The 26,601-nt window shown below is 46.1% G+C and carries 28 protein-coding genes and 3 pseudogenes; 2 read left to right on the top strand and 29 right to left on the bottom strand.

The features are described 5' to 3' along the window. Position 1: 1 nt before the first annotated feature. The 21 genes and pseudogenes from BN6539_RS09100 to BN6539_RS09000 all read right to left on the bottom strand — a co-directional run bounded on the left by BN6539_RS09100 (position 2) and on the right by BN6539_RS09000 (position 19,220). Positions 2-2,476, bottom strand: coding sequence for a VirB4-like conjugal transfer ATPase, CD1110 family (locus tag BN6539_RS09100; RefSeq protein ID WP_173745474.1), 2,475 nt, complete (start codon positions 2,474-2,476; stop codon positions 2-4). Next, positions 2,376-2,810, bottom strand: coding sequence for a PrgI family protein (locus BN6539_RS09095; protein WP_005361092.1), 435 nt, complete (start codon positions 2,808-2,810; stop codon positions 2,376-2,378). Before BN6539_RS09095 ends, BN6539_RS09100 begins: the two co-directional genes overlap by 101 nt. 36 nt (positions 2,811-2,846) lie before the next feature. After that, the gene (locus BN6539_RS09090; RefSeq protein WP_235695189.1) at positions 2,847-3,587 is read right to left on the bottom strand and encodes a hypothetical protein; all 741 of its coding nucleotides are present in this window, start codon (positions 3,585-3,587) and stop codon (positions 2,847-2,849) included. A 2-nt stretch (positions 3,588-3,589) separates the two neighbouring features. After that, entirely contained in the window at positions 3,590-4,147 is a 558-nt protein-coding gene (locus tag BN6539_RS09085) for an MT-A70 family methyltransferase (protein WP_005361089.1), read from the bottom strand. After that, complete coding sequence (locus BN6539_RS09080; protein ID WP_067536894.1) at positions 4,147-4,599, bottom strand: SpoVG family protein; 453 nt, start codon at positions 4,597-4,599, stop codon at positions 4,147-4,149. Before BN6539_RS09080 ends, BN6539_RS09085 begins: the two co-directional genes overlap by 1 nt. A gap of 38 nt (positions 4,600-4,637) precedes the next feature. Beyond that, positions 4,638-5,501 carry a VirB6/TrbL-like conjugal transfer protein, CD1112 family gene (locus BN6539_RS09075; RefSeq protein WP_015542956.1) on the bottom strand — a complete coding sequence of 288 codons (864 nt, stop codon included), beginning with the start codon at positions 5,499-5,501 and terminating at the stop codon, positions 4,638-4,640. A gap of 10 nt (positions 5,502-5,511) precedes the next feature. Beyond that, complete coding sequence (locus BN6539_RS09070) at positions 5,512-5,727, bottom strand: Maff2 family mobile element protein (protein ID WP_005361081.1); 216 nt, start codon at positions 5,725-5,727, stop codon at positions 5,512-5,514. 245 nt (positions 5,728-5,972) lie between these two features. Further along, a pseudogene (locus BN6539_RS09065) lies at positions 5,973-7,286 on the bottom strand (VirD4-like conjugal transfer protein, CD1115 family); the annotation flags it as partial. A 109-nt stretch (positions 7,287-7,395) separates the two neighbouring features. Next, positions 7,396-9,201: a group II intron reverse transcriptase/maturase gene (gene ltrA, locus BN6539_RS09060; RefSeq protein ID WP_242869388.1), complete on the bottom strand. Its 1,806-nt coding sequence runs from the start codon at positions 9,199-9,201 to the stop codon at positions 7,396-7,398. A gap of 798 nt (positions 9,202-9,999) precedes the next feature. Further along, positions 10,000-10,533 (bottom strand): annotated as a pseudogene (locus BN6539_RS09055) (type IV secretory system conjugative DNA transfer family protein); the annotation flags it as partial. Beyond that, positions 10,530-11,000, bottom strand: coding sequence for a PcfB family protein (locus tag BN6539_RS09050; protein WP_067536884.1), 471 nt, complete (start codon positions 10,998-11,000; stop codon positions 10,530-10,532). The pseudogene BN6539_RS09055 and the gene BN6539_RS09050, both read right to left, overlap by 4 nt. Positions 11,001-11,051: 51 nt before the next feature. Then, complete coding sequence (locus tag BN6539_RS09045) at positions 11,052-11,867, bottom strand: hypothetical protein (RefSeq protein WP_067536880.1); 816 nt, start codon at positions 11,865-11,867, stop codon at positions 11,052-11,054. Positions 11,868-11,884: 17 nt separating this feature from the next. Then, positions 11,885-12,301, bottom strand: a complete 417-nt coding sequence (locus tag BN6539_RS09040; RefSeq protein WP_064786913.1) for a DUF3846 domain-containing protein — start codon at positions 12,299-12,301, stop codon at positions 11,885-11,887. Then, on the bottom strand, positions 12,298-13,128 hold the full coding sequence (locus BN6539_RS09035; protein WP_067536877.1) for a hypothetical protein: 831 nt from the start codon (positions 13,126-13,128) through the stop codon (positions 12,298-12,300). The genes BN6539_RS09040 and BN6539_RS09035 overlap by 4 nt, the downstream gene beginning before the upstream one ends. Before the next feature lie 18 nt (positions 13,129-13,146). Further along, the gene (locus BN6539_RS09030) at positions 13,147-15,162 is read right to left on the bottom strand and encodes an LPD1 domain-containing protein (protein WP_330385078.1); all 2,016 of its coding nucleotides are present in this window, start codon (positions 15,160-15,162) and stop codon (positions 13,147-13,149) included. 39 nt (positions 15,163-15,201) lie between these two features. After that, positions 15,202-16,104 carry a hypothetical protein gene (locus BN6539_RS09025; RefSeq protein WP_040446567.1) on the bottom strand — a complete coding sequence of 301 codons (903 nt, stop codon included), beginning with the start codon at positions 16,102-16,104 and terminating at the stop codon, positions 15,202-15,204. An 82-nt stretch (positions 16,105-16,186) separates the two neighbouring features. Further along, the gene (locus tag BN6539_RS09020; protein WP_005361060.1) at positions 16,187-16,468 is read right to left on the bottom strand and encodes a helix-turn-helix domain-containing protein; all 282 of its coding nucleotides are present in this window, start codon (positions 16,466-16,468) and stop codon (positions 16,187-16,189) included. A 32-nt stretch (positions 16,469-16,500) separates the two neighbouring features. After that, a complete protein-coding gene (locus tag BN6539_RS09015; protein WP_005361058.1) occupies positions 16,501-16,725 on the bottom strand; it encodes a hypothetical protein in 225 nt (74 codons plus the stop codon). Between the two features lie 13 nt (positions 16,726-16,738). After that, positions 16,739-17,719: a DUF3991 domain-containing protein gene (locus BN6539_RS09010; RefSeq protein WP_067536870.1), complete on the bottom strand. Its 981-nt coding sequence runs from the start codon at positions 17,717-17,719 to the stop codon at positions 16,739-16,741. Between the two features lie 77 nt (positions 17,720-17,796). After that, positions 17,797-18,669, bottom strand: coding sequence for a DUF6017 domain-containing protein (locus BN6539_RS09005; RefSeq protein WP_005361053.1), 873 nt, complete (start codon positions 18,667-18,669; stop codon positions 17,797-17,799). A gap of 29 nt (positions 18,670-18,698) precedes the next feature. Next, positions 18,699-19,220, bottom strand: coding sequence for a DUF5720 family protein (locus BN6539_RS09000; RefSeq protein WP_005361050.1), 522 nt, complete (start codon positions 19,218-19,220; stop codon positions 18,699-18,701). Positions 19,221-19,489: 269 nt separating this feature from the next. Between BN6539_RS09000 and BN6539_RS21825 the strand changes: the two are divergent. Beyond that, positions 19,490-19,642 (top strand): annotated as a pseudogene (locus BN6539_RS21825) (site-specific integrase); the annotation flags it as partial. A 181-nt stretch (positions 19,643-19,823) separates the two neighbouring features. Here BN6539_RS21825 and BN6539_RS08995 read toward each other — a convergent pair. Beyond that, positions 19,824-20,396, bottom strand: a complete 573-nt coding sequence (locus BN6539_RS08995) for a DUF4062 domain-containing protein (protein WP_067536866.1) — start codon at positions 20,394-20,396, stop codon at positions 19,824-19,826. A gap of 209 nt (positions 20,397-20,605) precedes the next feature. Here BN6539_RS08995 and BN6539_RS08990 point away from each other — a divergent pair, with 209 nt between their 5' ends. Next, positions 20,606-21,685, top strand: a complete 1,080-nt coding sequence (locus tag BN6539_RS08990; RefSeq protein WP_067536863.1) for a hypothetical protein — start codon at positions 20,606-20,608, stop codon at positions 21,683-21,685. 38 nt (positions 21,686-21,723) lie between these two features. Here BN6539_RS08990 and BN6539_RS08985 read toward each other — a convergent pair whose 3' ends face one another. From BN6539_RS08985 to BN6539_RS08955, 7 genes are all read right to left on the bottom strand, one after another. Beyond that, positions 21,724-22,341 carry a superoxide dismutase gene (locus tag BN6539_RS08985; protein WP_067536858.1) on the bottom strand — a complete coding sequence of 206 codons (618 nt, stop codon included), beginning with the start codon at positions 22,339-22,341 and terminating at the stop codon, positions 21,724-21,726. A gap of 172 nt (positions 22,342-22,513) precedes the next feature. Then, a complete protein-coding gene (locus BN6539_RS08980; protein ID WP_067536854.1) occupies positions 22,514-23,353 on the bottom strand; it encodes an MIP/aquaporin family protein in 840 nt (279 codons plus the stop codon). A gap of 204 nt (positions 23,354-23,557) precedes the next feature. Continuing rightward, entirely contained in the window at positions 23,558-24,250 is a 693-nt protein-coding gene (locus tag BN6539_RS08975; RefSeq protein WP_067538178.1) for a tRNA threonylcarbamoyladenosine dehydratase, read from the bottom strand. A gap of 2 nt (positions 24,251-24,252) precedes the next feature. Then, positions 24,253-24,711: a regulatory protein RecX gene (locus tag BN6539_RS08970; RefSeq protein ID WP_067536851.1), complete on the bottom strand. Its 459-nt coding sequence runs from the start codon at positions 24,709-24,711 to the stop codon at positions 24,253-24,255. Continuing rightward, entirely contained in the window at positions 24,701-25,534 is an 834-nt protein-coding gene (locus BN6539_RS08965; RefSeq protein ID WP_067536848.1) for an MBL fold metallo-hydrolase, read from the bottom strand. Before BN6539_RS08965 ends, BN6539_RS08970 begins: the two co-directional genes overlap by 11 nt. Then, positions 25,531-26,091: a 4'-phosphopantetheinyl transferase family protein gene (locus BN6539_RS08960; protein ID WP_067536844.1), complete on the bottom strand. Its 561-nt coding sequence runs from the start codon at positions 26,089-26,091 to the stop codon at positions 25,531-25,533. Before BN6539_RS08960 ends, BN6539_RS08965 begins: the two co-directional genes overlap by 4 nt. Positions 26,092-26,219: 128 nt before the next feature. Further along, positions 26,220-26,528 carry a YerC/YecD family TrpR-related protein gene (locus BN6539_RS08955; RefSeq protein WP_067536840.1) on the bottom strand — a complete coding sequence of 103 codons (309 nt, stop codon included), beginning with the start codon at positions 26,526-26,528 and terminating at the stop codon, positions 26,220-26,222. Positions 26,529-26,601: the final 73 nt, after the last annotated feature.

The raw sequence follows: 26,601 nt of genomic DNA, 5'->3' as shown, positions 1-26,601 counted from the left end.
CTCATGCTTTGGTCCCCGCCACTTCATCCGGTCTTGTGGTAAGCACGCTGTACAAGAGTGTGTCCTTCGGGAAGTGGTCCACAAAGGGGATGATCACATTTCCAAAGAACAAAAGCCCCTCGCCGGGACCGGAATGGGTCACATACGAAAGTTGGTGCGGGGAGATCCCCAACTGCTTTGCCAAAATCTGACGGTCTCCCTGGGCCTGGTTGAGCATATAGATAAAGTCCGAGTTCTCAAAAATATTTTCGATCTCACGGGAAGCCAGAAGGTCCTTGACATTCTGCGTTAAACCTGATGGGATTCCGCCCCATTTACGGAAGCGTTTCCAGATCTCCACGCTGAAACTTCCTGTCTGCCCTTTCAAAAGAAGATGGAATTCGTCGATATAGAACCAGGTTGTTTTATGTTTGGAGCGATTGGCCGTGACACGGTTCCACACCGCATCCTGCATGATCAAAAGCCCGATTTCCTTTAAGGCTTTTCCCAGTGACTTAAGCTGGAAACACAGTACCCGGTGTTGATCCATCTGGATATTGGAACGGTGGTTGAACACGTTAAGGGAACCATTGACATAGATTTCCAGTGCCGTTGCGATATTCTGTGCTTCCGGTTCAGACTGTTTCAAAAGCAGCTCGTAAAGATCGCCTAAGATCGGCATATTTTCCGGGCATGGGTTCTGCAGGTATTCCCGGTACACCAGTCTGGTACAACGGTCGATGATCGTCCTTTCAATAGGGGAAAGCCCTTCTTTGCCGCCGATGATAAGGTCGCACAGCGACAGGATAAAATCACTTTTCAAAGTAATTGGGTTTTCATCATCGGAATAGTCCAGATTGATGTCCATCGGGTTGATGTAGTTCGTGGAAGTAGGAGAAATATCAATGACCTGCCCCTGGGAACCGAACTGCTGTACCAGCGGCCCATACTCATTTTCCGGGTCAGCGATAATGATGTCGTCCTCCGTCAGAAGAAACACATTGACGATCTCACGCTTGGCAGAGAAAGATTTACCGCTTCCTGGGGTACCGAGAAACAGCCCATTGGGATTTTTCAGCGTTTTTCTGTTCGCCATGATCAGGTTATTGGAAAGGGCGTTCAGACCGTAATACAACGCCTCGCCCTCCTGGAACAATTCACAGGTGGTAAACGGTACAAAGATCGCTGTGCTGCTGGTCGTAAGCCCGCGCTCAATTTCAATCTGGTTCGTGCCAAGAGCAAGCGAGGACATAAGCCCCTGTTCCTGTTGGTAATCCAGCCGTTTTAAGGCACAGTTGTATTTCTGTGCCACACCCGAAGCGGCAAAAATATCATTAAACAGCTTCTGACGTTTGGCAGCGATATTTTCCACCAGTACCGTCACAAGGAACATGCGCTCATTGCGGCTCTGTAAATCCTGCAAAAGATTTTTGGCTTCCTCTCCATAGGTGGCAAGGTCGGTGGGAATGATGTCCATGTCATACCCGGATCGGACCGCTTTCTTTTGTTCCTCAATGGTCATTTTCTGCAGGTCCGACATTTTACGCTTGATGTTTCGGATCGCCTGCGCCTGGTCGATAGACTGGATATGCAGGTTGACGGTCACGGCGTCGTTTAAGTCAAGAAGATCCGCTAAAAGCCGGTCGGTAAGCTCCGGCGCCAAAATCTGCAAAAAGGAGACAGCACCGGAATGGTCGCCTACCCGGAATGTCTTTCCATCCTTTGAAAAAGACAGCCCGGATGGGGAAATGAAGTCTTTGGTAGAAAGACCAGTCTTAGGCAGATCCGACCACTGGAAATGAAACTTTTCCTGACCGTCCGGGTGAAGCTGGCTGTGAAGAAGTTCCAGACGTTCCAGTCCGTTTAAGGATCTCGCCTGAACTCCCAGGGTCTTGAAATTTGCCAGCACATCCGTTTCAATGCGTTCCAGACGCATTTTCGCAGTACGCAGGTCATCTGCCTCGATTCCAAAGGTAATGTATTTGCGTTTGGTGAGACCGTTATTTCCTTTCTGCAACTGGTTCTTTAACATATCCCCGTATTCCCTGCGGATTCCGTCATACTCGTCGCCGCGGGGAGGGATGTCAATGCTTCTGGTAAAATCCTGCATATTGGCCCGCTGGTTGATAAAGGTAAGCTGCACATGGATCGAGGCATCGAAGTAATTTAAGAAATCGCAGTAACCCTCGAAGATCTGTGCTTTATCATCTGCCTGTGCAAGCTGATAGTTAATATCAAAAAACTGCACCGTTTTGGTGTAAAGGGTATCAGTCAGCCGGCAGATCCCATCCCGGTACATTTCACGGTAGGGGATGCTCTGCTGGACCGTCTGCGGGGCATCTGCTTTCAGCCCGGCAAAAAAGCCGCCTTTTTTAGACGGCTTGGAACGGGCAGACTTAGTTTTGCCCTGCTTTGCATCGGCTCTGGTCTTTTTGGCCTGCCTGATATTTTTTTGCAGACGCTTTTCCTGAGCTTCCTGCTGCTTGTTTTTTGGCAATCTTTGTAACCTCCTTCTTTGACATAGATTTATACAGGTTATCCGTCCTGTATGGACGGTCCTTCGGCCAGAGCTTATAACGGAGCCGGTTCTTCAAGATCTTTTCTGCCGGCTGCCCGTCACGCTCATACATGGCGAAGAAGAAAAAGGGCATCATCAGCCCGATCATCAAAAGTACAGCCGCCGAATTGCCGATCGCCCCGCGGGTAAAGAAATACACCGGAAGGCCGACAAGTCCGGCAAGGCTGAAACAAATAAGCTGGCGCTTCGTCAGATTGAAGGCCAGCTTAGTCTTAACTTTGGTTAAATCCTTTGGTACAGGTACATAAGGCATCTATACACCTCCCATCGTAATATAATTTCCGGCCCATTACCGTGCACCGAAATCGCGTACCGGTTTCTCCGCAGCCGGACATTCCCGCACTTCCTGAGCCGCATTTTGCAGCCGTGCCAGGACAGAAACAGCCGGCTCTCTCTGACACAGGTATTCCTGGCTGTCTCGGATTCCGGCAATATTTTCCCGAATATCCATATCCACGTCGAACACATCTGAAACCGGCATAAGCCAACGGTCTGCAAAGTATTTCAAAGGATTCTCAAGCGCCAGCACATCATCCAGCATTTCATCCCTGAACTCAAACTTTGTTGTCAGATAGGAATACGCCTCCTGCATGGCTGTAATTTCAGCAGCTTTTTCAATTAAGGATTCCTTATCTCTTGACATAAGGCTTTCCCTGTAAGCAAAGTAATTCTGTCCCAGCCGTTTCATCAGGAGCGTATATTTGTCCTGTGCGGAAGGTTCGCTTGTGAAATGTTCAAATTTTTGCTCTGCATCAATTTCTTTGAGAAGATCGCAGATCGGGAAACTGTGTTCATGGTTATTTTCTTCCCAGCACCATCGGGCTACATCCAACGGGTCCTGAAAAGAAAGAAGTGCCTCTACTTCCGCCGGAGTAAATACATGCTCAACCTTCAGATAATAGTGGAGTTCCGAAAATCCCTGCAACTCGTAAATGCTGCCGATGTTCTGTGCATCCAGCATATCCGCATGAACCTTCAAACACTCGTCCAGCCGTTCCATAAGCAGCCGCTTTGCATCTTGTTCTATCAAAATCACCCCTTTCGCTCCGGCATAGTCAGCGTACAGTTCACTTCATTGCCCCATACATCCCAGCCGGGAGTCTTTTGTCTTGCAAACAGTTCCACTCTGGGCTGATCGCCCATGAGTTTTACGATCTTATCCCGCACCTCGTCCGGTTTCTTGCTGTGCTGCTCAATATGGGAGATCACAAACTGATGGATTCCCGCACACTGGCGTTTCGGACGGCCTCTGGTTGCCAGCAGGCAGACCTCCGCGTTTGAGCGGGTCCAAAAGCCCATGCCATAAAACCAGCTATCCGCTTTCCGGTTCTGTTTGAGCCATAGAAAAGCTAGCGTTTTATATTTGAACCCCCAGGCGTCGATCACCCGGAAGGCTTCATTAAGCTGCGGAAAGGTTGCCCACAGAAAGAGGGCGCTGTCTTTTGCGGCAAGTTCCGATACCGGCAGGGCACAGATTTCTTCAATGCTCATTGTGGGGTAATGGTTTTCCGCAACGCCGCTTCCATGTTTCCTGTCATAATGCCAGGGCGGATCGGCATAGATAATGCCGTACTGTTTCGTTTCCGGCATTAGCGAGCCTGCTCATTCTTAGATGGGGCAGGTTTAGTCGGCTGTTCTTTGACCTTACCGGCATTTTCCTTCAATGTACCGGTCAGGGAAGGTTTTTCCGCAGCTCCCTTTGTCGCTTCAAGAGTCGCCTGCAAATTTTCAATAGCCTGGCCGTACCCATCAATGAGAGCATCGTTGAGCTGCTTGCGGAACTCTGCCGTAACCGGCCAGCAGACATCTTTCCAGTTGCCGCCCTTATCCTGGGTTGCGGGCATATTGACATACAGCCCCTTTTCACTGGAACAGATACGGAAACCGTCAATCTTAAAGCATCCGCCAATCGTAACATTGGCAAACGCCAGCAGGTTTCCCATTGGGGCGATCGGACGCACGCGGACATCCAGCTTCATGCCGTTTGTCATTTCCGGCGTCTGTGTCTCCGGCGCCATTTTTTCTGTATTGGTTTTACTCATATATAAAATCCTCCTTTTTAGAATTGGTTTTGTTCATGCTATCTTGCATTAAATATGGATTTGGATAACGAACCTGTCTTAAACAGGGCAAAGGCCAGCAGTACCGTATAACCCGCCGTTCCCCAGATCGCGCCGTGCACGTCGCCGGACGATGGGATAGACTGGACCAGCACTGCATAAATGGCAACACAGATCAGAATCAAAAAACCCTGAAAACCCAGGGCAAAAAGGGAACGCAGATACCCGGTTCCCATTTGTCCCCATTCCCGGTTTGCCATTGTGGAAAACGGGATCGGTGCAAGGCTCACGGTTAAATAAATCTCGATCATACGGCCATATACAATGACAAAGATCACGATGGACAGTACCCACATACACAGATTGATGATGTTGGTTTCCAGCCACAGTCCAATCAGTTCCCACATTCCCATTGCTTCAAGCTGGGTTTCCAGATCAGACAACGCCGCCTGCACATCCAGGTTCCCGTTTATGACACCGGCACTTTGCGACACCACATTTTGGGCCACATCAAAGACCGCCATCACAATCGTAAAACAGTTGGTGAGCAGGTAAGTGGCAACAAAAGTCTTGAAAATCCACTTGAAGATGTTGAATGTATCGAATTCGTGCATGTTGTTCTTTTCGAGAATCATCTGGATCAGTTCATACACCAGAACAAAGGTCAGGATCATGCCCGCAATGGGAATGACGACAGTTTCCGAAAGATTTTGGATCATGGAAAATACGCCGCCATTCCAGCCCTGCGGGGTCTGTCCTACTTGATTTGCCACATCCGCAACCTGATTGTTGACGGAGTTGAAAATGCTGGTGTACTGTCCGGTGATCGCATCGATCAAGCCCTCTTTAATCCAGTCTGTTATCCGTTCAAACAGACTGCCCATAAATCAGCCCTTAACCGAACAGGCCGGAAAGCAGCGGAATCAGCGTTGCACCAACCAGAGCGATACCTCCGCCTGCCATAAGCTGCTTGATCCCCTGGGATTTTGCACCTGGGTTATCATTTCCGTAACCTTCGAGAAGGTTTACAACACCCCATGCGCCCAGACCTGCGCCCAGGGCGATCACAAGGATCTTCAAAGTATCAATCGCGCTTGCAAAAAATGCCATAATGTTCCTCCTTTAATTTCAGAAATTTTAATTTGTGATATGGCCGTATCAGGCCGGAAACAAAAAAAGTCGCCGCACTGTTTTTAGAAAAAAATCTGTTTCAAACAGCACGGCGGCATGGGGCAGGAAGAATCCTGCGGTTATTTACTTTTCAGGGAGAATCACGAATCCTCAAAAAATCCTCCTTTCATCGTGACAAAAACAAAGCCTGCCGGGGCATCATGCTTTGACAGGCAGGAACAACTCTATAAAGTCTGGGAAGCCAGATCTTCGGCTGTGACTTCATAATTGCGGTATCGTTCACCGGGACGCATCGGCATCCGGGTAGAAAGAAACTTTTCGATATTAAAAGCGTTCTTCTCATTAAAATCGGAAAGCAGTTTGTAATTTGGGTGTTTGGTTATATCGTATTTCCGGGAGAGGAACGGCCGCACACCCCTGATCTGCAGCAGACATTTGCCCCCGTCCATAACTGCCAGTTCATCCACCGACATCAGATCCTTTCCCAGCTTTTGAAAATTTTGTCCGTGGGATTCCTGATTGCCCTTTGTGACACTGGTGTTATACAGGTCGATGGTCTCTTTCCCCAATAGGGAGTTCCAGCTTTTTAAGGTGGTTTCTTCTTTGCCTCCTAAGAAAAGAGAGGCGTCACAGTTACCGATGACGGTGTCCATGTTGTCTTTATACAGGGCTTTGAGCTGGCTTTGCGCCTGCAGCACCAGGCAGGCAGAGATCTCACGGCTTCGGATGGTCGCCATAAGACGCTCCAGGTTCGGGATCTGCCCGATATTTGCCGCCTCGTCGATCAGGCAGCGTACATGGATGGGAAGCCTTCCGCCATATATATCATCTGCCCGTTCGCACAAGCGGTTAAACAAAATGGAATAGATCAGACTGATCAAAAATGCAAAGGTCCCGTCCGTATCACTCATAATAAGGAAAAGAGCAGTCCGTTCATCCCCCAGCATATCCAGATCCAGTTCGTCATACATGGTAATTTCCCTGACTTCTTTAATGTCAAAAGGAGCCAGTCTGGAAGCACAGGAAATAAGGATCGACTTTGCTGTTTTTCCGGCAGCGAGCTTATATTTCTTATATTGACGCAGGGCAAAATGATCCGGGTCTTTTTGTTCCAGCGCGTCAAAGAGAAGGTCAACGGCATTTTTGAACGATTCATCATCCTCACGGACCTCCATTGCGTTCAGCATTTCTACCAGTGTGGCAAAATTCTGTTCGTTTACCGGAGCTTCATAGTAGATATATCCGATCAGTGCCGTATAAAGCAAGGTTTCTGCTTTGACCCAGAAATCGTCTCCGGCTTTTCCTTCGCCTTTGGTATTGGCGATCAGGGTAGTGACGATCTTCAGAATATCTTTCTCGGAATGAATGTAGGCGAATGGGTTAAAGTGCATACTTTTCTGAAAATTGATCGTATTGAATACCCGTATTTTATAGGGCTCATAGATAATCTTTCCTTTTTCATTACGCATAGGCTTTCCGTCCTTATCCAGCTTTGGTGTGCCTCGCTGCAACATCTTTCCGCATTCCACAAGGACTGATAGCGATAGGTAAGGCTTTGAAGTAATCTCCACCTTTTCCCCCGCTCTACACCGTACATGATGTTTTCGCATCATACGGCGTGCCATCATACTCAAGTAAATTTATAAGTTATCTTTTCTTAATTGGTAGTAATCCATAATTTTCACGCAATCGGTTGAATCTCCGTCTTTGCTTGTCGTCCATATTGAATTTCTTCATTATTCTGATAGTTTCTGAAATATCCTCTGTCATAACAGCTCGCCATATTTCCTCTGAAATAAATGCGATATTAGTATGCCTATCTGTACCACCTTCACCCACTGGAATTTTCCTTATACATTTCATTTGATTTACATTCAGCCTATTTCCCATGACATAGCAGTTCCCCTGTTGCACGAGGTATGCAGAAATACTATTATCATTAAATTCAATGCTTTCATTAGGATTCCTATACTTCATCACATTTCGTAATTCCTGTGTTTCTACACATTGGACAGATTTATGAATCTTTTCTCTTCCTTTAGCTGTATAGCTGGTAATATCTTGTGAAAAATTTATAGGATGTTTGTGATGAACTCCTGTAAGTGGCAGTAGTGGCATTTTGCCTACTGTTATAATTTTGGTTTCTTTCTTGATTCCTACAGTTTTCTGTTGAAATTCATAGGGCGTTTCCGCAAACGGAATTGTACTTCCAATACATGATAATCTGGTTCTAAAGGTTGGTAAGAGAGCGTAATTAACATCCGTTAGATTGTTATATATGTTGGTAGCAATACAGTAATAATTCTGTATCCCTATCACTGCCATGTTATAGGCATTGATTCTACCAACAGTTGTGTGTTTCCTTATATTAATCACTTTTGCCTTTAATTCAGCAGTAACCTTTTTGATGGCTTTATCGCTCATATCAGTTTTAGCAATGTATCCATATCTGGTCTTGCCTTTTGGCAGGACTTTAATTTTGAATCCCAGAAAATCAGAAGAGTTCTTTCGGAGATTAACAACTTTGGACTTCTCCGGACTAATGTCGAGTTTTAATCTTGACTTTAAAAAGTCTATTGTCGCATGATAATATCTTTGTGCATCAGTATAACTTCTGCACATAATTTTAAAATCATCAGCGTAACGCACCACATACCCATCTTTTAGATTTGTATATTTTCGTGCATAACTCAACCAGCCCTTACTTCCTTTCATGTTGCCTTTCTTCACTCCATTTGGTGTAAAAGTCTCCCACTGGCTACTTACCCACCAATCAAGTTCATTCAGCACAATGAGCGAAAGTAGCGGACTAATCAGCCCACCTTGCGGTGTACCCTTGTCCGGTATTCCTTCTCCTTCAATTTCTGATTTTAATATTTTGCTAATGATACATAGCAATCGTTTATCTCGTATACCTAATGTCCATATCTGTTTTAGCAGCTTTCCGTGGTTTACATTATCAAAGAAGCCCTTGATGTCCACATCCACACAATAATAATGTTTATACATATTTACCATACTGACAACTCTGCTGACCGCATGGTGGGCATCTCTATTTTGCCGGAATCCATAGGAGTGATTATGAAACTTAGGTTCACAAATCGGCTCTAACACCTGTAAGATACACTGTTGTATCAGTCTATCCCAGATACATGGAATCCCTAACGGACGCTTTTTATCGCTTCCGGGCTTAGGAATAAAGACCCTCCTGACTGATTGCGGATGATAATCTGCTAATTGTTTTCTGACAGTTTCAATTACTTCCCTGTCCGATAGACCTTTGATATCCTCGATTGTTTTACCATCTGTACCAGCGGTTTTACTTCCGCTATTGGTTTTTAGGTTTCGGTATGCCAGGCAAATATTCTGCTCTGAACCGATAATTTCTAATAACTTATAAAAGTTGTTACCATTTTTGCTCTGCTGATACAACTCATCGAATGCTTTCTGCATATCGTAATATTCGTTGTACCGGAGCTTAGCTTTCTTTTGTATGGTCTGTAACCTCCTATCTGGGAGTTATTACATCTCTTAGTCTTACTCGAACCCATACCATTTGTAACTTATTTACTCTAATGTATGACTAGTGGCTATCCCTCCACCGCTTGTTATCACGGTTTCATCGGTACTATGCCACCGCTTTCACTGACATTATCTCCCTTATATCATCGCTAATCTCACGATGACTTTCCCGTTCGATACGTTTCATAGACAGTAAAATCTCCACGCTGTCAGCTTACGACGTTCCGAATGCGTTATCTGTTCATATATACCCGTAGGTTCCCATCTCTGAGCCTGCTACCACATCAATGCCTGTAACATTGCACGGATTTTCATAAAGGCAGAAGTCTTACTCACCCGCAGTAGCAACACTAGTTGTGTTACTAAGCATTTCTACTTAGTCCCGATATAGACCCGTACATTCGAGGGTTCGTCAGTGGATTATGTAACATCCACCATTCTAACCATAGGTATTTTATAGACTCCCGGCATATAGGATACACCATCCACCTCTGGACAGCTTTCGTCAACTACTATTGTTACGGTATCTCTCTGCCGACTTCACCGGGCTTCTGACATTTCAATGTTTACTCATTTCCATGCCAGCCGGAGTATTAGAGTAGCCTTTCAGGGCGTTACCCCTTCATTCGACTATTCACGCATTCAGTTCTCCAACTCGAACTAATTTCATTACAATAAACAATGATTCAGTTGAGATGTGCCAGTCCTTTTCAGACTGGAACGTCTCGCACTACCTTTCGGATCGGTGACGACGTAGGAACTGTGCATTTGCATCAGATTGGGCTTGATGAAAAAGCGCGTTTTTCCCGAACCTGATCCTCCGACTACCAGTACATTTTTATTTCTTGCATTGGCCGGATTTTTGGGCCGTCCGTTTAACATCAGTCCTTCACTTTGGGTAAGAATGATATTGTTTTCCGGCTTTGGGTCCATAAATGGGGCAATATCGGCTTTATTTCCCCATCTTGCAGAACCATATTCCACATTTTTGCGGTATTTCTTAGCGTCTTTCCCTCTAAGATAGACTGCCAGCCGCATAATGGCTGCACCGCATAAACCAATCAGCCAGTCCATTGCCGCTCCCGGCCACATACTCTGAAACGCAAGGGCAAAGCCTTCGGACAGTCCTAACAGCTTTTGGGAAGCGTCTGCTCCGGGAGCCAGACGCACCGCCTCGCCCAGCTTGGCAAATACCAGAAGGAACAGAATATAAGGCAGATGGAGAATGACCTGTTTTTTCAGTGTTTCTGCATCGATCTTCATCGTTCCGGTCCTCCGTGTTCTTTGTTCTTTACACGGTCACGACCAAGCGACTGTGCCAGTTCTTTGAACTTATGAAGCTGTGTAAGCAGCGACGGTCTGCTGCTGCGTGTAAGGTCTTTCTTTGTATATTCCTTAAAAGCTGCCGTCAGTGCATCCGCCTGGTTTGCCTTGAAATATACCGTCCATTTTGGGGGATCGGTCCCAAGTTCCTTTTCTATATGGTAGCGTACCTGATGTTTTCTGGCATACCGTTCAAAAGAGCGGATTCGCCCTGAAACTTCAATGGTATTGGCTCCGGGGTCTTTATAAGTCAGCCGCTTCATGCTGTTGCGCCCGACTTTTGGCATTGTGCGTTCCTGTTCCATCTTTTGGAGTACCGCAGCAATAGCCGCACGCAGTACCCGCCCTGACAGTTTTGCTGCCTGTATAGAAACAGAAACCGTTCGTTGTTCGAGATCTTCCTGCAAGAGCATCCTCCTTTCTGATAAAATCGGTATTTATAATATGGAAATAACTTTTTACCGGCTTTCCCCAAGAACCTGCTGTCGGGAAGCGTGTTCAAAGGCTTTTGCTGCCTGATCGACCTGAATTTTAGCATGTTTCAAAAGCGTCTTGATGATCGTAGCCGGGCGTTCCTGTTCCTCCAGATGATCGACCATCCCTTTGCACTCATCCGGGAGGTATTCCGCCATATCTTTCAACACATCGGAAAAGTTACCCATAAAGCCCCAGCAGCTATCCGACAGCTCCCCGTTTTTATAAAGCTCAAACCCATAACATTCGCCATGCAGATAGGAATCGTAAGCGGCGACTTCACTGCGCATCAGTGCGTCCGCTTTCTGCCGGATGGCGCCGGTCATCTTGTCAGCGTCAAATTCCTTTAGGGCATCTTCTTTGGAAACATAGATCCAGCCGACCTGTCCGCTGTCCCATTCTGCATGAGGGGCCCTGCCTGAGAAACTTTCTGTACTCATGGCAAGACCTGAGTGGTCGTAGAGATAGAGGGGGAGCATCAGATACTTTTCCGAAATTACTTTCTGCATTGCTTCATCGATCGCCCGTTCCTCTGTCTTTGGTCCATACCGGAAACGGCTGCTTACAATGTTTACCATCCGTTCATAGCGTTTCATGCCGGCTTCATCATGTCCTACGGTATCTAAATACATTTCCCGCAGGAAGTCGTCTTTGTCCATATAGTTGTGATGGTCGCCCAGCGCATAGCGGGGATGGAAGCATACCATCGTCCCAAAATGTTCATCTACCTCACGGGGAGAGATCAGAATATCGTCCGGCTGCACCATAAGGGCATAAGGTTCATTTACTGCCATTAACATAATTGGCTCCTTTCTTTCTACAAATCCGGGCCGGAATGGTGCATCATCGGTTTTTCCCGGTGTTCATTGGTTGCAGGCTGCTTGACTGCAATGATCTCGCCGGCAATCCTTGCAAATTTTTCAGGGTACTTGAACTGCTCCCCGTATTTCTCCATCAAGTCCGGGGAAAGGTCTGTAAAATCTTCCTCGCCAAGACCAACGATCAGAAAATTCCCGGACACAATATCATAAACGTGGCCGTCATCATCAAAGAGAGCCCGGTTCAGAGGCAGTCCCATCAGCTTGCCTTCATCATTGCAGATCAGAGCCACCGGGTCCTCATACGGATAGACCGCCTGAATGTCTCCACCCACTGCCGCCTGCAAAGATTTCAGACCGCTTTCAATCTCCGCAGCATAAGGGGACTTGCCCGGCTCTACCATTAACACTTTCATAACTGTATATCCTCCTTCTTTTTCATTGCCATACCGGGAGCGGCTGGCGTTTTTTCCTGGGTTTTTGCCACAGAGAGCTTCCCCAGGACGGAAGGCTTCTCCTGGTTTTGGGGCGTAAAAATACCGCCCTCCGAAACCTCGGCGGCGGCATGTTCCGTTTTGGTCTGTTCCAGTCCTTCAACCGTATAACCAGGTAAGAGAGTGCCATGAACCATAAAATGACGCTCATATTCTTTCGGAATTGGCGGGGAAATTTCCGTGAATAAATGGGAATAGGCTTTCTTCCGCCCGTCCAGGTATTTTATGGCTGCATTCTTATCTGTATATCGTTTCTGGTTTTGTCCGGCAATCTTTTCTCCATATCCCTGCTTCGGGGAATGAATACGGACTTCCCATGTCACATACCAGGCAACCGGAATACTCTGTTTTGTTTCCCTGTCATATTTCGTATCTTCCCAAATACTGCAGGTCATCTGATAGACCCGGTTGCTGATTTTCTGATCCGCCCTCCAGTTATCGGTGTCTTTCCACTGATTGCCGGTATGTTCAATCTCAGGTGTACGAAGATATTCCAAAGCCCGGTTGATCGTCTGTGTTGCCGCTGCCTGCTGTTCCCACTGTTTTGCGGCAGCCACCACGATTTCATAGGCTTTCTGCTCCCCGTCGATACTTCCCTGGCGCATGGCTTCCAGGCTATCTGTTCCCATTGTGATCAGTGTAGAAATATCCACATTTTCACAAACTACGCTGTGCTCAATTTTAAGCTCCGATCCCGGCGTCAAGTGGTCGCCATACCGGTAGGCATGATAATCTTTATTTTCTTCCAAAATGCTGTTCACCTCCTGCTATATTTCCGGCTCGTGGTTTTTTCTGGAAAACGTCTGTGCCGGTGATTTTTTATCTGCCGGCCTGTTTGCCGCAAGCTGATCCATCACGGAAGGACGGCCGACGCCGAACATGGATAGCTGACCGTCCGCTGCCTCACGAAGTTCAGAAACAGAGAGAGGAAGCGTTACATCGGCATGGGTCAATAGCTGTTCCCGTTTCAAATCCTGAATGATCTCGTCAAAAACAGCGTTGATCGCACGGCGTTCTTCCCCCACAGGAAAGGCTTTCAATACCTCCATTTCTCCGTCTTTACCGGAAACCAGGGTAAGGGCACAGTCGGCATGGCCTGCCAGATAATCCGATGTGTAGGGCAGTTTGTCCTTGATATAACAGGCAAAGGCTCTGGCTGTCATTTCCACATTGCTGTCCCAATAACCGCCGTCTTTTTCACATTCTTTTCCCATGCGTACCGAATTACGGTAAAAATCAGTTTCCGTCCGTCCAATCTGCGGAGCTTCCTGCGCCTGCATCCTGGAAAGCATACGCTCAAAAATTTCCAGCCGTTCCCGTTCACTTTTGGGAATTACCCGGCCGGTAACATTCTTCTTAAATGCGCTGATCTGTCCCACAGAGCCGGGTTCGCCGGACAAAAATGCTTCCCGCAAGACTGCGTAGGTTTCCATCTGTTCCTCATTGCCATACCGTTTCAGAGAGGCAAGAACCGAGGAATCCAGCCAGCTTGCCGCATTTTTCCGGGTGCGTTCTGTTTGTGCTTCCGTGCGCTTTGCTGCCTGTTCCGGTGTTTCCGGTTTATACTTCATGGTGTCAATGAGTTTTTGGAACGGTGCATAGAGGCGGGGCTGTTCTGACAGCATCCCTTTTGCGCCCATCTTTGTACCAAGATAATCGTCAAGTCCATGCCACCATTCATGTGCCAGCGAACCGGCCCCGTGCATTTTCGTAAGATTGATGACTGTACGCAAAGGTTCATAATGAGCCGCAGCATTGCCGCTGCCTCTTGCACCAAAAGCGATAGCAAGCGTTCCCTGATAAGCAATATCTTTATCGCTGATCTTAAGGGCTGACGCCAGATCCTTTAGTGCTTCAAATCCCATGTTAAGGGAGGTCTGCCGGTCGTTCTGGTTCATCCAGTTTCCAAACTCACCGCCGCGGAACCCAAAGGTATCAAGATAATGCTGTCCGGTGATCTCCACGCCATTCCGATAATCCGGTCCGGTACGTTTGACATGGGCAAGCTGTGGAGGGACAAAACGGATCTTTCCGTTTTTGTTCCTGCCTTTGGCAAGTTCCTGCACCCATTTCAGGGCAGCTTCTTTGGTCCCAAAATTGGTCCGCAGGATCGAATAGCCTTTTGTCACATAGTAGGTACCGGGTTTCCAGTCCCCATTTTTAGAATAGGTCTGTTTCCCGTCGTTGAAGTGGATCGCATAACCTTTCGGTATTTTCTGCTCTTTGGAAACACAAAACTGTTCCTTTTTTGCTTCCTGAGTAAAGTTGCGCTCAAAATATTCAGCTGAGCGGATCAGCATGGTATTGGACAATTTGTTTGTGATCACGGGATTGTCCTGTCCCTTTTTCGTTGCCCGGTAATGGATTCCGCTTCCCCAGCCCTGTACCTTTTCTAAATATCCATTGTCAACGAAAAAGCGGTCATAGGCTCTCACAGCATCCTCCACAGTACGGACATCTGAAAGCACTGTCTGCAATTCCCGGACTGTTTTTATATATTCCTTTTGTCTCGCGGTCCGTTTTTCCGGGGTGTCATCCGTGCGGTAATACTGAGGGGAAGCGTTTAAGCCGTCTCTTGCTTTTTTAATAAAATAGACCACGCCAAGAGGAATCCCTTCCTCCAGCATGGCTGCATAGTCCGGCTTTTTCCAAACATTATCCTTTTTCACAAATTTTTCGGCTTCGCGCTCATTCATGGCTTCCAGATCATCTGCATACAGCCCGCGGTCTTTCCACAGGTCTTTTTTCGCACCGCCGATCTTTTCGCCGAAATCTTCATGCACTCCTGCCAATCTTCATCACCTCCAGTCAGTGTAAAATTCTTATCGCTCCGGGGCAGGGCGGCGTTCTTCGTTTTTGTGAAGTTGTGGGAGGTTTCCTGTGAGCCGGTCAGTTTCCCTGCGGATCAGTTTGTCCAGAGCGCCTAAATCCTCCGGTGCAATGGCAAACTCCCGGTAATTTTCATACCACAGGCCCGTAGAGATTGCCGCGATGGGCGCAATTTTCTCCGAACCGGATGGAAGAAGGCGATACACAGGGGCTTCGTCATAAAGAAGCATCTGCTTTGCCGTTCCCTGTGGTATGCGGTACTTATCCATATCCGGGTTCTGGGCTGCCTCCATATATTGCATATTCAGGCGTTCTTCTAAATCCTGGGGCATATAACGAAATGCCTGATCCATCCACTGTCTGAACATCGTGGAATAGTGGTACTGCCATTCCGTAACTTGATTCGGGGCATAAGAAAATCCCCAACTTTTCAGAGCATCTTTTTCGTAAAGCTCCATTTCAGTCCATTCTTTCAGGCTGACCGTAGCCGCTGAACCATCTTTGCGTTCAATATTGACGCCGCAGGGATAGAGGATATTTCTTTTTATATCCTGCCGCAGCGTGTCTAAATCCATCATCAGGACATCTCCGTACAAGTGACCGCCCTCGCTCCGATCCGTATGAAACAGGAAAGCCCTCGCTCCGATGAACTCCGTTGTTAAGATCATTTGATGAAGATCCGCCGTAGAACAATAAGCAAATAAGGCGTCGGAAAGCCACATGTGATTTTTCCCCATGATGGCAATGGAATCAGCCCCGGTATTTGTTGCCAGAGAACGCATATTGAATTCGCATTCTCTAAGAAAATCTCCGGCAAAAATATGGAGTTCATACGCAAAGACGGATAAGTCTGTATCGCGGATCAAATGAATCTGCGGTAGTGGTTCCTGATTCAATCAAATTCCTCCTTTCATGTGAAGCAGCTCTTTGACCTGCTCATTTTCCGCAAACGGCTGGCTATCTGTCCCCGCCATTTAATCAATCCCTCCCATCTGCCGGTAGCTGCCCACCGGCAATCTTGCCGACAATCTCCGGACCGGTTTCATAAATCTGCATGAGGCGTTTTGCTGTGCCGCAAGGCTGTGCAGCTCCGCTGGTCCAAAGACGCACTGTGGATGGGGCAACATTCATCAAAAGCGCAAAGCCCTTTTCGTTCATGTCCAGCTTTTTCATCAGCGATTTAACCATATCGGGGCCGTAGTCTGGACACCGGGAAGCCTCGGCAATCATCTGCAAAGCGGTATTTTCAATTTTTTTCATTTTCAAATCCTCCTGTTATTTGTTTTCCAGCCTTATGCCGGGGCAAAGCTGATCTGGTTGTGTTTCATCCTTTTGGCAAAGTCCGGCATCGAATAATTTACCCCGTCAATTTCTGCATGGGTGTCATCCAGACGATGACAAACAGCAAAGTGCCTGTCCCCGTTTCCATAGAACAGGCAGAGTAAACCATTGTCGGGAATGGAAAACAGCGCTTTTCCGGCGCTGTCTGTAAAGCAGATATGTTGAGATCCATTCATGTTGAAATCCTCCCTAAATTGAAACAGCCGCCTCTTTTGGGCGGCGTTGGTGCTGGCTGGTTTGCAGTTGTTCCCGAACCAGCAGCAATTTCTCATTGTAATCTTTTCCCATCCGGGGAGGGTTGACACTTACCCGGATATGACGGAAACGTTTATCCTCGTGAAGCATGGTCTTGATTTTCCGGGCATTGACAAATCCGGCAAGGTCGTGGTCCATATAAAGGGTAACACGCCGTATCTCCGGGTGGCGTTCCAGGAAAGAAGTCAGCGCCACATGGGAAGTACCGCCCAAAGACAAGCGATAACCATTCCATTTCCATCCCTCCAGCTCTTGAAGTGTCGCATGGGAAAGCGCATCAATAGGAGCTTCAAAGACTGCCACATGCCGGCTGCCCGGACTTTGCGGGGGATAACAAAAGTTATATCCTTTGTCGCTGCCATAGACATCCTTTTTGAGATTGCCGCTGATACTGCGCATACAGGCAAACTTCGCTTTCCCGGAATCATCTTTCCCAACAAACACACAAACCGGTTCTCCATGATACCGGGCTTCGTAAAAAATCCCGGCTTGTAAACACTGGCGAATGACTTCTGAGCTGATCCCCCGTTTCTGCAAATAGAAGACCGCAGCGGTCGCGCAACGTCTGGCCCAGGGGAGAGCGAATGTTTTCTTTTCCGGCTCTTTTGATACCTGTATTTCTGCCGTACTTCGGTAAGCCGGTTCCTGTGGGATTTCGCCACCTACCAGAGCATGAACCGCATCCACAAGACCATATCCCCGAATCTGGATCAGGTAGTCCAGCGCATTGATACTCCGTCCGCGGCTGTTCCAGTACCAGTACCTTTTCCCGGTCACATATACCAGACTGTCATGCTCCTTATGCCGGAAATTAGGTCCATCCTGTTTCAGCACGCCGGGTTCATGGAATTGCAGGTAAGTAAACAAGTCAGCTTCCCGCGCTGCCTGAATCTGTTCTTTGGTTACGCCGGGCATAGTACCGGCACAGTGTTTCTTTTCATTGTGCTTTGCCTCCTTCCTGTGATGAAATGAAAAAAGACACCCAAAGGTGCCTAACAGCCGTACAGGTCGTGATTGACCTCGGCACGGTAATAGCTGTCCATTGTAGCCGGGGCATTATACAGCGCCGCCAGCAGATACGCTTTGATGTTTCCGACCTTCGTTGTGTTCTTGTCGATACAGTCAAAGACATACTCTAAGTGGCCGGAATTGATCTTCAGGAACCGGCTCTTGACGATTTCCCTCGGAAAATCATCTCCGGCAATGCGAATGTAAGGGCGTTTCGACAAAATCACTTCAAGCATAAGTTCAAGGGCTTCATCCAAACGTTCCCTGCCATACCGTAAGACCAGTAAGTCATATTCAATATTTTCTTTGATGATTTCACGATAGGCTTCTATCAGCTCTATCCGATCCATCCCATCCGTGCGGTTTGCCGCTTCCGGCTCTGCCGGATAGATTGATGGATAAGTTATTGATTTATCTTTTTTTGATTTTTTTGTTTTTAATGGATTAGTATTTAATTGTGCCGGATTTTCCTGTTCAGGTTCCGCCTGTTTAGGTTTTGCCTGTTCTGGTTTTACCTGTCTTGGATTTTCCCGTTTAGGTGAAAGCCCTGTGTTTTCGGTACTTACAGGCTGCTCATGGATCGTATATTCAATGTCTCCCAACTGCCCGTTATCATAGCGGAGGCGCTGTCTGGTGAGATAACCATGCCGCTCCAGTTCCTTCAGGGCAGTAGTGATAGAATCCACACCATCCTTGCAGATATGGGCGAGTCCCTTTGTGGTATAATCCCAATCTTCCGGCAGCGACAACATAAGTGATAAAAGCCCCTTTGCCTTTAAGGACAACTCCGTATTGCGCAGATGGTGATTGCTCATTATCGTAAAGTCCTTTGTTTTCTCTACACGGAATACTGCCATTGTACCGCCTCCTTTCTTCGACTATTCCGTTACAAGGCATGATCCCTGCGGTCATAATGGAGATGACCGTCAGAGACCTTCGCATGGTTTTTCAGTTTCACTTCGCCCCGTTCCTGGCTCTCTAAAAATTTCTGATAGCCGGCATCTGTAAGGAACAAGCGCATCTTATCGCCTTTGTCGCCAACAGGGGAATCGTAAGACAATACATCAAAGACGATCATGTGCTTTACTTCTGGATCAAAGCGTTCAAGTGCCATGATGTCATGCCCCTTCAATTTTTCTGCCCCTGATTGTTGTCTGGCCTCGGCGATCTTTTCTCCAATCGTCCGGGCTGGATAGGGCAGACGGTAATTCTTCTGAATATCTTTTACCAAGTCCATGCACTCTGCATTTGACAGAACACGAAGTTTTGCCATAAGACCTTCTGCCGCCTCCCGCTGTTCGGAATTATTTGAATACCGCACGGTCATATAAAGTTCATTCAGGATCTTTGTCTGATAATCGCCCTCCACTTGAAAGAGCAGCTTTTTTTCCATTTCGTTTAATTCCATGTGGATCTCCTTTCTCTCGAAAATGAGTATGAAAAAAGGGCGTCCACCTATAAAAGTGAAACGCCCACGGCAACCAGCGGTCAGACATAAAGCCGGACCGCTGGCACTATTAAATTTTGTCGTTAATAAAACAGCCTCCTTTTTTCTTTATAGTTTTCGTCAATTTTCAACTTGGAAAAGGAATTGAATAAAAGACGACAAACGCTCAAACCCCTTGAAAATAAAGGCTTTTTCTGTTTGTCGTTATTATACCGTAACGGCATACCCATGCAACCATCCTTGTTGAAGCCGATGTATCCATCAAAGAGGTGCAAACACGTCTTGGACATTCAACTATCGTCACGACACTAGACAAGTATGCCGAGTCCACAGAGAAAATGGAGGATACTGCCGTGTCCGCTATGGATGCGTGGGCAAAATAAAAAGCGTGGGCGAACCGTGGGCAGAAGCCTCACAATACCACGCTTAAATATTGAAATTTACACATTCACACTATGTAAAAAAATTAAAATTAGATTAACGACAGGTTATTATTGTTTCTATTCTCGTGAATTTCATCGTAACACATAAAAGTTGAAACTTCAATGGAGGAATCTGCTATTTCTATAAGTCCGAATCTGTCGTGTCGGCACGTTGATCGATATTGCGAATCCAACCGTTCCGGGGATACTGGTCAAAAGCCGCTTTTAAGCTCCTGGAAAGCTCGTATTTCAAATTATCCGCCGAATCCCAGAAAGTACAGAGCCTGCCCTCCATCACTTTTCTGCGAAATGCCAACAGCTTTCTCTGATTCTCCTCGCTCTTTTCACATTTTCCCTGCGGCAGCTGCTCGATATCACGGTAGACGAGGGCGGTAACAGGAATATTCCTCGACCTTGCATAATCGTATTCTTTTTCTGTATAACTGATTCCGTCGGGCGCTGTGGAGCCGTACCTTCCTGCCAGAAGGAGTACATAGTAGTCACTTTCATCGATAATTTGTTTGATATACTCAAATTGCTCCATATCAACAGCTGGAAACATCTCCATCCCCGAAGGAAAACATTTTAAATCTAGTATCGCATCCATAACGGCCCTGCGTTCTTCTAATAAATCACTGTAAGTTGAACTGATAAATATCTGATACCGCTTTTCGTGCAGTCTTGCGTTTACAATAGGCATTGCACTTTTTTCCATAAAATAACTCCTTTTTCTTTTTATTCTACACCAAAAGAATGAGGCTGTAAGCACGATATCTGTAACAAATTGTCGGATATTGCGAAAGATTATTCATTGTTACTAAACAAATTAATATATATAGTTTAACAATAAATTAATTAACTATGCTTTTACTATTTTATATTTTGTGATATAATTTAAGGACCATAAATTAAGGAGGAAGTCAAATGAGAAAGAGTTTAAAGAAAAAATCTGTTATTTCAATAATATCCTTGTTATTAATCGCAATGTCATCTTCATCGCTTGTATTTGCTAATGAAGCTTACACTGTATCTAAGGATGGCGTGGTAACGGAAACAGTCTCAGGAATGCGTGCCAAAGCATGCAAAAGAATGAACGATATGGCAAGCGTTAAGTGGGAGCTGGATGAAACTTTGCGTTATTGTTCAAAGAAAAATAGTGATGGTACATTAGATACAGATAGTAAAGTATCTCTAAACAAGTATCTACACGGCGATATTTCTGGGGGAATCATCACACGTACAGGAATACCATATTCACAGGTATACAGAGAATTCAGCAGCACCACAGCAAATCCGTTTATCAGAAAGCTTGAGCCAATAACAGTGATTAATGAAAAAACTTACTATTCAGTTAAAGGCGTTGATTGTTCCTCTGCAGTCTCTTTCGCTTGGAGAACTGCTGCCAAAAACGATTTGCCGTCATATACTGATGATTTCATGAAAATGACAAGGAAAAAGAAAGGCAGTAATTCAAGTAGCAAAAATATCTATACGACCAGAGCTTTGCTGAGGGATGCTACCAAGCAGGTAGAATCAAGCTTTACCGTTGGGGACGTGGAATATAAGACAGGATGCTTTGTATCCCTAGTTGGATCTTACGGTGACTATGCTGCTTATAACAGTGATGCAGATTACACTACAACAATAGTGGACGGGATTAAGAATTATGCTAATTATCCAACTGGAGAAAACGTATATAATCAAGTATATGCCAAGATCCTGCCTGGAGATGCATTAATCGCACGTAACGCAAATTATGGTCATGTTCGACTTGTCACAAATGTAGAAATATTCTATACCGATTCTAAACAAAAAACGGTTGATGAAACTAGAAGCAAAATTTATTGGACTGAACAGATTGGTTTCCCGAAGGGACAATACAACGCTACTTCTTCTTGGAACGTATACAAGTCTGATACTTTCTATAATTTATTTAACGGCACAGCCAATAATGGTGATTATACGAGAAAATACATTCCAATCAGAATGAATAATATTAAATAATCAAAATGCCACGCATTTTCATAATGCGTGGCATTCTTTTACGACAGTCTTTCACCGACTTTCTCCCAGTCGATTACTTGGAAGAAGTCGTCTATGTATTCCGCTCTCTTATTATAGTGCTTCAGGTAATAAGCGTGTTCCCATACGTCTATGATGAGAATCGGACGTAACCCGCTGGCAAACGGATTATCTTGATTTTTTGTTGTCACGACTTGCAGCGTGCCGTTACGGTCTGTGACTAGCCAAGCGTTTCCTGATCCGAAGACCGATAAGGCCGCCTTCTTCAGTTCAGCTCTTAAAGCGTCTGCACTGCCGAAACGCTGCTGCGTCATCTCTAACAACTTGCCATCCATCTCTTTGTAATTCTCCGCCGGTGTCAGCTGGTTAAAATACATAATATGGTTGTAAACGCCGCCGGCATTATTCTTTACACCCTCAGCAATCTCATAAGGCAAGCTGTCGAGATTCTGAATCAGCCCAGTCAGGGTCATCATTTGGAACTGTGGATAATCGCGCAGTAATTTATTGAGATTATCCACATAAGTCTGCAAATGGGCATCGTGATGCAAGATCATTGTACCAGTATCAATATATGGCTCAAGCGCATCGTAATCATACGGCAATGGCGGATTAACAAATGGATAGTTTTGGTTCATATCATCCCTCCTAGTTTGTTTCTTCGCATATATACTATGATGCTGGTACGTTAAAAGTGCAAAAAAGACAAGTTTCTGCCTCAGTCTATCTGCTTCCTCCGCTCTGAATCTCTGCAGCTTCTATAAAATAGGAAGAAAGTTTAGGCGCTTTTTAGGAAGGATCTATCGATTATTATTTATTTTCATCTGACTGGACATCTTCCACAGGCTCTGCCGCATCTAACTGTTCAAATTCTGCATCTTCCGAATCTTCCAGTTCAGTAGTATCGTCCATAGGCTCTTCAGTGATTTCCGTTTTGTCGGCTACTGCCGCTGCGGATTTCTTCGGCTCCATTCTCAGCAGAAGATAGACGATCGCCGCTACGATCGCTCCGGCAAGAGGCGCTGCGATAAACACCCATACCTGCGTCAGCGCGTCGCTGCCCTGCAGAAGCGCAGGTCCAAAAGATCTAGCCGGATTTACAGAAGCGCCCGTAAAAGGTACGCCGAAGATGTAAGTCATGGTCATCGTCAGACCGACAATCAATCCGGCAATCGGTTTATTCTCCTCTTTCTCTGTTACACTGAGAAAGGCTGATACGAATACAAAGGCCAAAATTACTTCTGTCAAAATTGCCATCCACATGGTGATACCAAAGGTGCTGGCTGTGCCGTATCCGTTTGCGCCTAGCGAGGTCCTGCCTCCTATTATGACAGATAGCAATGCCGCGCCTGCAATACCGCCGACAAACTGCCCGATGATATAACCGAAGAAATCTTTTACTGACATTCTCTTTGTAATCAGCATTGCCAAAGATACAGCAGGGTTTATATGACATCCGGAAATCCCTCCTATCATATAATACGCCGCCATCAGTGCGAGACCAAAAGCGAAAGCGACTAATAATGTAGTAAAGGCTACCGGCAGCCCCATACCCATTGCGCTGAACAAGGCGCCAGCCGCCACCGCACTTCCGCATCCAAAGAATACGAGAACTGCAGTTCCAATAAATTCTGCAAAATATTTTCTCATTTTTTCCTCCCTTTCGATAAAAAAAATAGTCATGTGATAATTGCACGCCATTGCGGCATGAAAACATGGCTATTTTACCATGACGATTCCTCTAAAAAAGAATCGAACGTCATGATTCAATAAACGCTTCCATGCGGGCAATGGCGTAGGATCAACGCGTTTATTATACAGTATGAATATGTTGGTTGTGTTAAATTTTACAAATCATTTGGTGTTTAATCCCAGGAGATCCCTTATCACTTCTCCTGCAATGAGCAGTCCTGCAGTAGAAGGAACAAAGCTGATGCTTCCAGGTGTCCGGCCGCCATTTTTAATCGGCTCTTCTTTTGAAAACAACACTTTTACATCGTTGACGCCTCGCTGGCGCAGTTCCCTGCGAACTACTTTGGCCAAAGGACAGACACTGGTCTTACTGATATCCGTTATTTCAAATTTGCCGGGGTCCAGCTTGTTGCCAGTTCCCATAGAAGAAATAACGGGTACGCCTGCGCCCTTGCTTCTGATGATAATATCGATTTTTGCAGAAACCGTATCGATAGCGTCCACTACATAGTCGTATGCAGCAAAATGAAACTGGTCCGTTACTGTTTTATCTTCCGGCAGGTAAAAACAGTGAAACGCCTCTGCTCTGCACGCTGGATTGATCGATGCGATTCGTTTTTGCATCAGCTCCGTTTTTGCCTGTCCTATGGTCTCCCAAGTAGCGATAATCTGTCTGTTGATATTGCTCTCCGAGACAACGTCATTATCCACGATATCAATCTGACCGACGCCTGCTCTGGCCAATGCCTCACAGACAAATCCGCCGACGCCGCCGACGCCAAAGACCAAAACCTTTGCCTCTGACAGCCGCTTGACGCCCTGTTCTCCAATTAGTAATGCTGTTCTTTCTGTCATGCTCATCTTCTCATGTCTCCAATTATGCTGTAAATCGTGTCGCTGCTATAACCCTTGGACTGCAGCTTTCTGGCGATACGACCTACGATTTTCTCTGGAACGGGCTGTCCGTCTTCAATGCCAGCCATTCGCAGGACTTTTGCAGCCTCTTCCCTGGCACGGCCAACCTCGTCTACTTCCAGATCATATTCTTCAAAGGCGATGTCAATATCTGCCTGGTCGACGCCCTTTTCCCGCAGCTCATTCAGCACCAGCCGTTTGCCTTTTCCCTTGCCAAAAGCATAGTGAAAGTACTCCTGGCAATAGCGTAAATCGTCAAGATAACCGCAGTCTTTAAATTCACTGATCAGACTGTTGATTTCCTCCTCCGCAAATCCTTTTTGGGACAATTGCTTTTTCATCTCAAAGACAGTACGGCTGCGAGATGATAGGTATCGCAGAGCTGCATCGTTAATATGCATAGGAATTCCCCGCCGTTGCAACGATACACTGATCGCCTAACTCCGATTTCAACATACAGATGGCCTCGATGCCTGTACAATGCACCGGCATCACCATTGTGGGATGTTCCGCAATTACCTTTCCTACTACGGTCTTCCGCATTTCATCTGTAGCCGAGAACAGATGCATACCGGCGATGATTCCGGCAATCTTTTCACCCGGGAACAGCTGCTTACTGTATTCCAGTACGGGAATAATGCCCTTGTGACTGCAGCCAGAAAAGAGAAAAATTCCCTTCTCCCCGTTGCGGATTCCTAAAAATTGTTCGTGGTTCATGGGATCGGGCACCATCTGTCCGTCCGCTTTCTTTTCAAAAAACTTCTCTGTCGGTTCATTGCCAGGCACATCTGGAATGGTTCCGGAAATGACGATGTTATCGGTCAGCCACAGCGGTCCCTCGGTGAGACAGAATCTGTCTTCTATCCGTTTTCGTTCTTCTTGACTCCATTTCAGGCTGCAGGGTTTCTTGTCTATTTTGTCCCCCTCCATGCCGTAACATTCGCCAAAAGCGTCTCTGTGAATGTAGATTGGCGCAGTCTTATTGATTTCGCAAAATCTAGGCACCCCTTCTGTATGATCATAGTGACCGTGACTGATGACCAAAGCCTCCGGCTTCGTCAAATCGATATGCTTCCTCTCTGCATTTCTTTCAAAGAGATTGGAGGCTCCTGTATCAAAGAGAATGGTCATTTCGTCTGTTTCAATGTAAATAGACAAACCGTGTTCGGCATCGCAGCCAGGGTTGTCCGTCTTGTTCTCTGACAAAAATGTAAAGTTCATCATCCTAAAATCCTCATTTCTATATCCATCTTTTCCTCGCCGCAGACGACGCATTTCAAATCGTCAGCGATGGGAATTTCCGTAAAGCAATAATTTTTTTCTTTCCAATTGACTGTTTCGCATAAGTCGCTGTCCGCGTCAACCATGGACGGCATCTCAGTAAATAAGCCCTGCCCTGTGCATTTGCAAAAGGCTTCTTTGCGCACCCAGAGGTCAAAAAAGCCTGCCAAGCCCCAGAGCCTGACGTAGTGCCGTTCCTCTTCGGTATACTGTCTGCCGGCAATTTTCTCATATTCACAGGGCTGCACCTGCTGTAAATCGATGCCGCAAGGCTGCTGGCTGAACAAACACATCCAAAGCTGTCCGCTGTGAGTCAGGGAAAATTCCAGCGGTAGATCTGCAAAATATGGTTTCCCCTTTTCTTCTCTCACGATCTCTGCCTGTTCCAAATCCAAGTTTAAATCATTTTCCAGGGCATATCTTCTTGCAGCCTCTTTGATCATAGGATATCCCTTATCGCCCTTTTCAAAAGGTCCTTCATATAAATAGATATGATTCAATCAGTTTCACCTCTCTTTATTCTCTTTATTTTATCACAAATGATCGTCTGTGACCACGTTCTGCTCTATTTGATTTTCATTAGGCTAAAAAAATAAGGACATCCGCGGATGTCCTGAAGCTATAACCTTTATTTCTTGTTCTTTTGATTTGCCAGTCTCTCCAGCACCCGCTGATAACCGTCAGCGCCGTAAACGAGACATTTGTTGATCCTGCTGATCGTTGCTGTGGACGCTTTGGTGATCTCTTCGATTTCACTGTACGTCTTCTTCTGCGAAAGTAACTTCGCTACCTGCAGCCTTTGCGCGATTGCATGTATCTCATTAATCGTGCATATATCTTCAAAAAACCTATAGCAGTCTTCCCTATCCTTCAGGGTCAATACGCCATCAAAAAGTTCATCAATATCATCTCTTTTAAATTTTGAATCGTATGCCATCTTGCGAAAACTCCTTTCATCTGCTTTATCGCAATACAAGTATAGCACTTTTACACGCTAAAGTCAATCGCTT

It is taken from the genome of Emergencia timonensis (genome assembly GCF_900086585.1).
Taxonomy (GTDB): Bacteria; Bacillota; Clostridia; order Peptostreptococcales; family Anaerovoracaceae; genus Senimuribacter; species Senimuribacter timonensis.
This window is presented reverse-complemented; position numbering and strand designations above follow the sequence as displayed.